Source organism: Streptomyces sp. SBT349 (assembly GCF_001083795.1).
Classification (GTDB): Bacteria; Actinomycetota; Actinomycetes; order Streptomycetales; family Streptomycetaceae; genus Streptomyces.
Window position 1 is genome coordinate 1 of the sequence record NZ_LAVK01000285.1, and the last position, 10,075, is coordinate 10,075.

At 74.9% G+C, this 10,075-nt stretch carries 8 protein-coding genes; 2 read left to right on the top strand and 6 right to left on the bottom strand.

The genetic code is table 11. From position 1 onward, the window contains the following. Positions 1 to 195: 195 nt before the first annotated feature. Positions 196 to 1,239: a medium chain dehydrogenase/reductase family protein gene (locus ADY01_RS27100; RefSeq protein ID WP_049578769.1), complete on the bottom strand. Its 1,044-nt coding sequence runs from the start codon at positions 1,237 to 1,239 to the stop codon at positions 196 to 198. Between the two features lie 112 nt (positions 1,240 to 1,351). Here ADY01_RS27100 and ADY01_RS27105 point away from each other — a divergent pair, with 112 nt between their 5' ends. Then, the gene (locus ADY01_RS27105; protein ID WP_049578771.1) at positions 1,352 to 2,020 is read left to right on the top strand and encodes a TetR/AcrR family transcriptional regulator; all 669 of its coding nucleotides are present in this window, start codon (positions 1,352 to 1,354) and stop codon (positions 2,018 to 2,020) included. Positions 2,021 to 2,033: 13 nt separating this feature from the next. Here ADY01_RS27105 and ADY01_RS27110 read toward each other — a convergent pair whose 3' ends face one another. Next, positions 2,034 to 2,444, bottom strand: a complete 411-nt coding sequence (locus ADY01_RS27110; protein WP_049578773.1) for a Dabb family protein — start codon at positions 2,442 to 2,444, stop codon at positions 2,034 to 2,036. A gap of 328 nt (positions 2,445 to 2,772) precedes the next feature. Between ADY01_RS27110 and ADY01_RS27115 the strand changes: the two genes are divergently transcribed. After that, positions 2,773 to 5,463 (top strand): AAA family ATPase, encoded by a 2,691-nt coding sequence (locus ADY01_RS27115; RefSeq protein WP_049578774.1) that lies wholly within the window; start codon positions 2,773 to 2,775, stop codon positions 5,461 to 5,463. Here the strand turns inward: ADY01_RS27115 and ADY01_RS27120 are convergent. From ADY01_RS27120 to trxA, 4 genes are all read right to left on the bottom strand, one after another. Further along, positions 5,435 to 6,130, bottom strand: a complete 696-nt coding sequence (locus ADY01_RS27120) for a response regulator (protein ID WP_049578776.1) — start codon at positions 6,128 to 6,130, stop codon at positions 5,435 to 5,437. The two genes, ADY01_RS27115 and ADY01_RS27120, sit on opposite strands and share 29 nt — an antisense overlap. Before the next feature lies 1 nt (position 6,131). Further along, a complete protein-coding gene (locus tag ADY01_RS27125) occupies positions 6,132 to 7,376 on the bottom strand; it encodes a sensor histidine kinase (RefSeq protein ID WP_049578782.1) in 1,245 nt (414 codons plus the stop codon). Between the two features lie 5 nt (positions 7,377 to 7,381). Continuing rightward, the gene (locus ADY01_RS27130) at positions 7,382 to 9,607 is read right to left on the bottom strand and encodes an MMPL family transporter (RefSeq protein WP_049578778.1); all 2,226 of its coding nucleotides are present in this window, start codon (positions 9,605 to 9,607) and stop codon (positions 7,382 to 7,384) included. 108 nt (positions 9,608 to 9,715) lie between these two features. Beyond that, a partial coding sequence (gene trxA / locus ADY01_RS27135; RefSeq protein WP_049578780.1) for a thioredoxin occupies positions 9,716 to 10,075 on the bottom strand: 360 nt, incomplete at its 5' end.

Consider the following 10,075-nt stretch of genomic DNA (forward strand, 5'->3'; position numbering starts at 1 on the left):
TCGTTACGATCTCCGATTAGCTATTGAGTAGTGTAATTGGTATTTCGGCTGGAGGAGCAAGAGGGATTCTTTTTTTTTTAAAGAAAAAGACGGCAGCCGTTATTCGCCTTAGTCGCGTGGGCTCGGAGATGTGTATAAGAGACAGGCCCGGTGTTTCAGGGATTCGGGGGGGTGCCGGGGGCGGTGCTCGGGTCGTCAGGTGCCGGGGACGAGGACGACCTTGCCGATGACGGTGCGGGACTCGGCGAGCGTCAGGGCCGAGGCGGCGTCGGCCAGCGGGATCCGCGCGGCGACCTGCGGGACGAGGACGCCGTCGGCCAGCAGCCGCAGCACCTGGGTGAGGTCCTCGCTCAGCCGCCGCCGGAAGGCCGCCAGGCGGCGCCGGCCCGCCCAGAAGTTGTAGAAGTGGGCGCTCCTGCCGTTGGGCAGGTGGTTCCACAGCAGCAGCCGCCCGAAGAGCTTGAGGACCGGGAGCTGCGAGGCGCCCGTGTCGTCCTTCGTCGCCGCGGTGCCGTAGGAGACGAGCGTTCCGCCCCGGCGCAGCAGCCGCCACGACCGCGCGATACCGGCGCCGCCGACGTGGTCGAACACCGCGTCCACGCCGTCCGGCGCGAACTCCCGGATCCGGTCGTACAGGTGCGGGTCGCGGTAGTCGACGGGGATCGCGCCCAGCTCGCGCACGGTCGCGTGGTGGCGCGGTGAGGCGGTGCCGATCACGGTGATCCCGGCGTGCCGGGCGAGCTGGACGAGCGTGGACCCGACGCCGCCGTTGGCGCCCAGCACCACGATGGTCCCGCCGGAGCGGACCTTGGCCATCCGGTGCAGCATCTGCCAGGCCGTGATCCCGTTCACGACCACGGTCTCCACGGCCGCCGCGTCCAGGCCGTCCGGCACGGGCACCAGGTCGCCGGCGTCGACCAGCAGGTGGCTGGCCCACCCGCCGGTCTTGGTGACGGCGGCGAACCGGCGTCCGGCCAGGGCGGTGTCGACGCCCGGACCGGTGGCGGTGACCGTGCCGACCACGTCGTAGCCGGGGACGAAGGGGAACGGCGGCTGGCGGTAGTACTTACCGCGGCGCATCTGCTGCTCGGCGAACGAGACGCCGGTGGCGTTCATCCGCAGGACGACCTGGCCCGCGGCGGGGGCCGAGAGGTCGCGGGTCCGGACCTGGAGGCCGCTCGGCTCGACCTCGCCGGGCAGGACGATCTCGGTGGCGCGGGTGGTGACGGCGCTGGTCATGGTGCACTTCCTCAGGCTTGGGGCTGTTTGCTTACGGTCGTAAGGCTACGCACGTTGCCCGGGGCCGGGCAAGGGGGGTGCGCCGATAAACTTCACGCTGTAAGGTGACGGCGTGAAGGACACGGAGAATGACCCCGGGCCGGAGGAATCGGCCGCGCCCCGGCCGGCCCGCAGGCGCAACCGCCGCGGGGAGGGCGGCCGTCTGCGGGGGGAGATCGTCACCGCCGCGGCGGAGCTGCTCGACGAGGCCGGGGACGAACGGGCCATCACGCTGCGCTCGGTCGCCCGCCGGGTCGGCATCGCCGCCCCCTCGATCTACGCGCACTTCCCCGACCAGCCGGCCATCATGCTGGCCGTGGTGCGGCGGGAGTTCGCCGCGTTGACCAGCAGGCTGGGCTCGGCCGTGGAGGAGGCCGGCGACGACCCCCGGAAGCGGCTGTACGCGGTCTGCACCGCCTACCTCGACTTCGCCAGGAGCCACCCCGAGCGCTACCGCACGATGTTCGGGGGCCTGTGGGTGCCGACCCTCGGCGACAGCTCGCTGACCGAGGAGGACCTGGTCACGCTCGGCGCGGACACGTTGCAGGTCCTCATCGACGCCCTCGGCGACTGCGTCGCCGCCGGGCAGGCCACGAGCACCGACCTGTCCAGCGACGCCGTCGCGCTGTGGCTGGGCCTGCACGGGCTGGCCCACCAGCGCGCCGTCACCCGCGCCTTCCCGTGGCCGGAGGACATCGCCGACCGCCTCATCGGGGCGCTCGCCCACCTGAAGGACGGCTGAGCCCGCCGCGCGGCTAGCGCGCCGGCGGGAAGGCGCTGCCGCCCGTGCTGAACGCGAGGCCCGCCATCAGCTTCGCGAGCTCCGGGTCGGTGTCGACGTGACGCTTCTGGAGCTCCGCCACCTTGGCGCCGAACGCGGGGTCGGGGTCGTCGGTGATGTCGAACGCCTCGAACTTCTCCATCAGGGGCATCCCGAACCGCTCGGCCCGGGTGTGGGCCGGGTGGATCAGGTACTCCCAGTAGCCGTCCAGGTCCGCCAGCACGAAGATCGCGCTCCAGTCGTACTCCCCGAACTCGCGACCGATGAAGAACGACGTCACGGCCGGGACGGTCCGGCCCGTCTCCCGCAGGATCTCCAGAGCCTCGTCGAGCTGCTCCGGAGTGACGCCGTCCTTGAGCTTGATCCGGTTGCCGTGGTAGATCATCGCACCCTCCCTGGGTCATCGAGGTGCGCCGGGTGGGGGAACGGGCCGGTCCGGGGCGTGCCCCGGTGACGGCTCCTCCTGGCCCGGCGCGGCCGGGCTCCCAGGCTCGCGGCGGGGCGCGTCCGCTCGCGTCGGTGGACATCGCCTACGCGGCGGCGCCGGTGCCGGATAGGCGACGGCGGGTGCCCCCGGCCGGGGCGCCTCCGGCGCCTCCGGCGCCCCGGGCGCCGCCGCGCCCGCCCGGAGGCCGGACGACGGCGGCGCCAGCACGCCGTACGCGGTCGATCACCTGCCCGAGGGAGGCCACGGTTGGCCTAACGTACGCGGTATGACGTGGGCTCAGTTTCCCGGTCGGCTCGTCGGCAGGAGGGACGAGATCCGGCGCATCGACGAACTGACCGGGGCCGCGCGAGCGGGCCGGGGCGGGGCGCTGGTCCTGCGCGGCGAGGCGGGCATCGGCAAGAGCGCGCTGCTGGAGCACGCCCGGCGGGCGGCGTCCGGGTTCCGGGTCCTGCGCGCGACCGGGTCGCAGTACGAGACGGAGCTGCCGTTCGCGGCCCTGCACCAGCTGTGCGTGCCGGTGCTCGGGCGTCTCGACGGGCTGCCCGAGCGGCACCGGGAGGCCCTGCGGGTCGCGTTCGGCCTGGCGACGGGCGAGCCGGACCTGTTCCGCACCGGCCTGGCGTCCCTTCAGCTGCTGGCGTCGGCGGCGCGGGACCGCCCGCTGATGTGCGCGGTCGACGACGCCCAGTGGCTGGACGCGGCGTCGTCCAGGACGTTGGCCTTCCTCGCCCGGCGCGTCGGATCGGAACCCGTGGCGATGGCCTTCGCGGTCCGGCTGCCGTCCGCGGCGGGCGAGTGGGACGAGCTTCCCGGGCTGGTCGTCGAGGGGCTGGGCGACGCCGACGCGCGGGCGCTGCTGGCGGCGCGGAGCCATGCCACGCTCGACGAGCAGGTGCGTGACCGGCTCCTGGCCGAGGCGCGCGGGAACCCGTTGGCGCTGCTCGAACTGCCGCGAGCCGGGGGGTTCGCCCCGCCGGACACGTCCTCGGTGCCGCACCGGATCGAGCGCGGCTTCCGGGCCAGGCTGGCCGGTCTGCCCGCCGGGGCGCGGCTGCTGCTGACCGTGGCGAGCGCCGACCCGACCGGCGACCCCGGGCTGCTGTGGCCCGCCGCGCGGCGGCTCGGGCTCGACGTGGCGGCGACCAGCGCCGCCGCGACCGCCACCGGGCTGGTGGAGTTCTCCACCCGGGTCCGCTTCTGCCACCCGCTGGCCCGGTCGGCGGTCTACCGGGCCGCGGAGGCGGAGCGGCGCCGGGAGGCCCACCGGGCGCTGGCCGAGGTGACCGATCCGGTGCGGGAGGCGGACCGGCGCGCCTGGCACCGCGCGCAGGCGAGCACCGGCCCGGACGAGGACGTCGCCGCGGAGCTGGAACGTTCCGCCTCCCGCGCCCGCTCGCGGGGCGGCGTGGTGGCCGCGGCGGCGTTCATCGAACGCGCGGCGGCGCTGTCGCTGGACGGTGCCCGGCGGATCGAACGGACGCTCGCCGCGGTGCAGGCCCGGCTCGACGCGGGCGGCGCCGACGCGGCGGCCGAACTCCTCACGACCGTCGAGCACGCGGCCCTGGACGAGACCCAGCGGGCCGGGCTCGACCTGCTGCGGGGCCAGATCGCCTTCGTGCGGCACAACGACGGCAACGGCCCGGCGTTCATGCTCCGTGCCGCGCGGCGGCTCGCCGGTCTGGACCCGGAGTGGTCGCGCGACCGCTTCCTGGACGCCCTGGAGATGAGCCTGGTCGTGGGCCGGGCCAGCGGGGTGATGGACATGGTGCTGACCGAGGCGGGGTCCGCCGGGCCGGCCCCGGGCTCCCCGGACGTCCTGGACGCGCTCGTCCTGCTGGCCACGGACGGGCACCGGGCGGCCGTTCCCCTGCTGCGGAAGGTCCTCGACGGCGGCGACAGCCCGATGTGGACCCGGCGGCCCGCCCTCGGCATCATGCTCGCCGGGGAACTGTGGGACCCGCACCTGCACGCGACGATCACCGAGTGGCTGACGAGGACCGGCCGCGCGTCGGGTTCGCCGCTGGTGCTGCGCCTCGGCCTCGCCCAGCAGGCGTCCTACGCGGCGCTGACCGGCGACGTCGGGCAGGCGCTGGCCGCGATCGCCGAGGAGGAGGCGATCGCCGACGCGGCCGGTGTGCCCCCGCTGCTCTATCCCCGGCTGCACCTGGCCGCGGTGCGCGGCCGCCGCCGGGAGGCGTTCGACCTGGTCAGGACGGCCACCGCCACGGCGACCGAGCGCGGCGCGGGCCAGCTGATCGCCAACGTCCACTGGGCCGCTGCCGTGCTGAACAACGGCCTGGCCGACTACCCGGCCGCGCTGGCCGCGGCCCGGCGGGCCACGGCGAACGGCGACCTCTTCCTCGCCGGGATCGCCCTGCCCGAGCTGGTGGAGGCGGCCGTCCGGTGCGGCGAGCCCGACGCCGCCGCGGCGGCGCTGGACGCGCTGACCGAACGCACCGCGACCTGCGGAACCGCCACGGGCCTGGGCGTCGCGGCGTACGCGCGAGGGCTGGTGACCGGGGTCGAGGACCACTACCGGGAGGCCGTCGAGCGCCTCGCCACGAGCCCGCTGCTCCCCTACCGGGCCAGGGCTCACCTCCTGTACGGCGAGTGGCTGCGGCGCGAGGGGCGCAGGCGGGACTGCCGCTCGCAGCTGCGCGCCGCCCACGAGCTGCTGTCCGGGGCGGGGATCGAGGCGTTCGCCCGGCGGGCCGCCGACGAGCTGGGCGCCACCGGCGAGAGGGCGCGCGCCCGGTCCGGGAGCACCTACGACCAGCTCACCGTGCAGGAGGTCTCCATCGCCCGGCTGGTCGCCACCGGCGCGACGTCGAACGAGGTCGCGGCCCGGCTGTTCCTCAGCCCGCGCACCATCGACGCCCATCTGCGGAACATCTTCCGCAAGCTCGGCATCACCTCCCGCAGGCAGCTCAAGGACCAGCCGGGCCTCGGCCCCTGACGGGCGGCGGGCCGTCCGTGCCGCCGGGCGGGCGGCGCGGGAGGAGGCCGCTGTCCAGGGCCTTGACGACCGCGTGGGTGCGGTCGCCGACGTCGAGTTTGGCGAAGACGCGCAGGAGGTGGGTCTTCACCGTGGCCTCCCCGATGTGCAGGCGGGCGCCGATGGCGGCGTTGGAGAGGCCGTCGGCCACCGCGCCCAGGACCTCGGCCTCGCGGGCGGTCAGGGTGACGGGGGTGGGGCGGCGCATGCGGGCGACCAGGCGTTCCGCGACCCGGGGGGCGAGCACCGTCTCGCCGCGGGCGGCGGCGTGGATGGCGTCCACCAGCTGGTCGCGGGTGGTGTCCTTCAGCAGGTAGCCGATGGCGCCCGCCTCGACCGCGTGCTCGATCTCGGCGTCGGTGTCGTAGGTGGTGAGGATCAGCACCCGGGTCCCGGTCCCGCCCGCGACGATCTCCGCGGTGGCGGCCACCCCGTCGAGCACGGGCATCCGCAGGTCCATCAGCGCCACGTCGGGCCGGAGGCGGGCCACGAGGTCCACGGCCGCGCGGCCGTCGCCCGCCTCGCCGGCGATCGTGACGGTGGGCTCCGCGGCGAGCAGGGCGACGACCCCGGCGCGCATCACCGTGTGGTCGTCCACCACGACGACGCGGAGGGGGCGTTCGTCCATCTCACTCCTCGCCGTGCACGGGGATCGTGGCCAGGACGCGGGTGCCGTCGCCGACCGAGCTGGTGACGGTGAGCTCGCCGCCCAGCTCCGCGAGGCGCCTGCGCATGCCGTCGAGGCCGAAGCCGCGGGAGTCGGCCACGACGAAGCCGCGTCCGTCGTCGGTGATCTCCAGCTCCATGCCGTGGGGGTGCCGCGCCAGGACGACGCCCACGGTGGTGGCGCCGGCGTGCTTGCGGACGTTGGCCAGGGACTCCTGGGCGCAGCGCAGCAGCGCGATCCGCGTCCGCTGGTCGCACGCGACGTCCGGCAGCTCGGCGACGAGGGAGAGGCCGGTGTCCTCGGTGAAACGGTCCACCGTTCTGCGCAGGGTCACCGCGACCGATCCCGGGGCGATCCCCCCGTCCTGGGGGTCCTTTGGCGCGGAGCCGACGAGGACGCGGGCCTCGGCGAAGTTCTCCCGGGCGGTGCGTTCGATCGACAGGAGCTGCTGGGCGCTCCTGCCGGGGTCGGCGCCGAGCCCCGAACGGGCGGCCTCCGCCAGCACGATGATCGACGCGAAGCCCTGGGCGAGGGTGTCGTGGATCTCGCGGGCGAGGCGCTCGCGCTCGTCGGCGGCGCCCTGGCGCTGGTGCGCCTCGGCGAGCCGCGCCTGGGCCTCCTCCAGCTCGGCGCTCAGGCGGTGGGCGCGTTGCTCGTGCTGCTCGACGAAACGGTGCACCAGCAGGCCGAGCAGCACGCTCGCCGGGTACGCGGCGACCGAGACCAGGGCGTTGCCGGTGAGCAGGCCGTCCTCCCAGCCGGGGCCCGCCCCGCCCCGGCCGTCCCAGCCGTGGTGGAACGCGCCGCCGAGGACGGTGAGCGCGGTGGCGGCGCCACTGGACGCGATGGCGGCCCGCGGGCTCCCGGCGAAGAACCAGAAGTGCGGCAGCGTCACCAGGAGCAGCGAGGCGCCCGCGCCGCGCAGGCAGGCGATCGCGCCCAGGCCGAGGAGGAGGACGAGGAGGAACGCGCGCGGGCGCACGCCGGGGGTGCGGGGGAACGTTTCCAGCACCGCGTAGGCCAGCAGGAGCAGGGCCACCAGCGCCGACAGCCAGTACGTGGCCGCGCCGGGCTCGTCCGCCTCGGCGATGATCGGGGGGAACAGGCCCGTGAGCGCCCAGAAGAGCCCGTACCAGAGGCGGAAGGCCCGGACGGGGAGCCGTTCCGGCGGGTGGGCCCTCGGGCCGGGCTGTGGCCGTTGCCTCATGCCGTTCAGCCTACGTTCGCCAGGTGCGCGGCCTCGGGGGCGGCGGCGGTGCTCCGCGCCCGGCGCACGCCGTGCGAGGGCCACCAGCTCCTGTCGCCGAGCAGCAGCATGAACGAGGGCAGGATCATGATGCGGATGACGACGGCGTCGAGCAGGACGGCCACCGCCAGGGCGAAGCCCATCTGCTTCATCTCCATGATGTGCAGGAAGACGAAGCTGGCGAAGATCGTCACCATCACGAAGGCAGCGCTGGTCACCACGCCCGCCGAGCTGCCGATGCCGTCGATCACGGCCCTGCGGGTGGGCACGCCGTTCAGCGCCGCCTCCCTGATCCTGCTGATCACGAACACCTGGTAGTCCATCGACAGGCCGAAGAGGATGACGAACAGGAGCAGCGGCACCCGGGAGCCGATCGAGCCGGTGGAGGTGAAGTCGAGCAGCCCCTCGGCCCACGTGCCCTGGAAGACGAGGACGAGCAGGCCGAGCGAGGCGGCGGCGGACAGCAGGTTCAGGACCACGCCGACCAGGCCGAGGACCACGGAGCGGAACGCCCACACCGTCATGCCGAACGTCACCAGCAGCAGGGCCCCGATGATCAGCGGCAGCTTCTCCTTCTGGTGCTCCGGGTAGTCGGCGTAACGGGCCACGTCGCCGGTCACGGCGGTCTCGACGCCCTCCAGCGCCCCGACGGTGGCGGGGACGTAGCCGGTGCGGACCGCGTCGAGGGACGTCCGCGCCGCATCCTCGCTCACATGGTGCGGAACGGGCAGCTCCAGCAGGCTGATCCGGCGGTCGGCCGAGGTGCGGAGGTCCGCCGTTCCGGCCAGGCGCGGGTCGTTCCGGGCGCGGTCGGCCAGGTCGCGCAGCGCGGCGGCGACCTCGTCGGCGCGGTCGGCGTCGGCGCGGACGACGACCTGGTGCATGGACTTCAGCTCGGGGAACGCCTCGCCCAGCCGGTCGTAGGTCCGCATGGCGGGGATGTCGCGGGGGTGGGTCTCGCGGCCCATGTCGGTGAGGTTGAGGCCGAGGAGCGGGGTGGCGAGGGCGAGCATGGCGAGGACGCCGACGCCCAGGGTGGCGGCGGGGTGCCGGGCGGTGGGGCGCAGCATGGCGGCGGTGAGGCGGCCGGTGCGGCGCGCGCGGGTGGCGCCTCGCGCGGCCCGGCGGTCGGCCCGGCGGTCCGCCTTGCGGGCGGCGCGGCGTTCGGTGCGGCGTTCTGCGCGCTCGCCGAGCGTGGCGAGGAGCGCGGGGAGGATGGTCAGCGAGCTGGCGACGGCGACCAAGGTGACCACGATGGTGGCGGTGGCGATCGAGGAGAAGATGACGTCGTCGGCGAGGCAGAGGGTGGCGCCGGAGACGGCGACGGCGAGCCCCGAGAGGACGACGGCCCGGCCCGAGGTCGCGGCGGCCAGTTCCACCACCGCCCGCGAGGAGAGGCGACCGCCGGAGCGGGCCCGTTCCTCCCGTTCCCGCTTGAGGTAGAAGAGGGTGTAGTCGACGCCGACGGCGAGGCCGATCAGCAGGATGATGTTGGTGCCGATGCCCGCGTCGGGGAAGGCGTGGGAGGCCAGCGTGGACAGGCCCAGGGCGGCGGCGATCGAGGTGAGCGCCAGCAGCAGCGGGACGACGGCGAGCGCCACGGAGCCGAAGACGAGCAGCAGGGTGATCAGCGTGACCGGCAGCGCGATCACCTCGGTCCGCGCGAGGTCGGTGCCGCGCAGCTCCTCGACGCCCGCGCTGATCGACGGGCCGCCGGTCTCCTCCACCCGCAGGCCGGGGTGGTCGGCCTGGACCTCGGCGGTCTGGGCGCGGAGCGGTTCGACGTGCTTCCTGCCGTCGAGTTCGGGGCCCCTCAGGGTGACGTCGACCCGGAGGGCGGTGCCGTCCGCGTCGAGGACGGGCGCGGCCACGGTGAGGACCTCGGGGAGGCGTTCCATCCGCGCGGTGATGTCCCGGGCGGCGGCGCGGGCCCCGGCCTCGTCGAGCGGTCCGGCGCCGGGCGGCGCGGTGATCAGCACCCGTTCCACGGGCCGCTGTTCGAGGCCGCCCTCGGCCGCCATGGCCTCGGCGCGCCCGGCCTCGCCGATGCGGAAGTCCTCGGAGGTGGCCGGGTTGCCGCCGACCGCGGCCGCCGCGCCCAGGCAGAGGGCGACGAACAGGAACCAGCCGGTGATCGCGCGCCAGGGGTGCCGGGCGCTCCAGCCGGCGACGCGCAGAGGGAGGTGTGTCATGCCGTCGATGCTGGTCGCCGGGGTCCTCCTCCCGACAGCCTCGTCCGGCTGAACCCGGTGTCCACCGGTCGGTGGACACCGGGTCGGGCCGGACCGGAGGGCGCCGGGTCAGAGCGCGTCGGCGAGGTCCTGGAGGAGGCGGTGCCGGGAGCGGGCGCCGACCAGGGAGAGGACCGGCTCGCCCGCGCGGAAGAGGACGAGGGTCGGCATGGACAGCACGCCGTAGGCCGCGGTGGTACGGGGGTTGTGGTCCACGTCCAGGGTCACGATCCTCAGCTCCCCGGCCTTCTCCGCCGCGAGGGCGGCCAGCACGGGCGCGATCATGCGACACGGCGGGCACCAGTCGGCGGTGAAGTCGACCAGGACCGGAAGCGGCGAGGCGAGCACGGTCTCGGCGAACGTGGCGTCGGTGACCGTGACGACGGTGCCGCCGGGGGACGTGGGGGCGGGGGACGTGGTGGCCGGGGA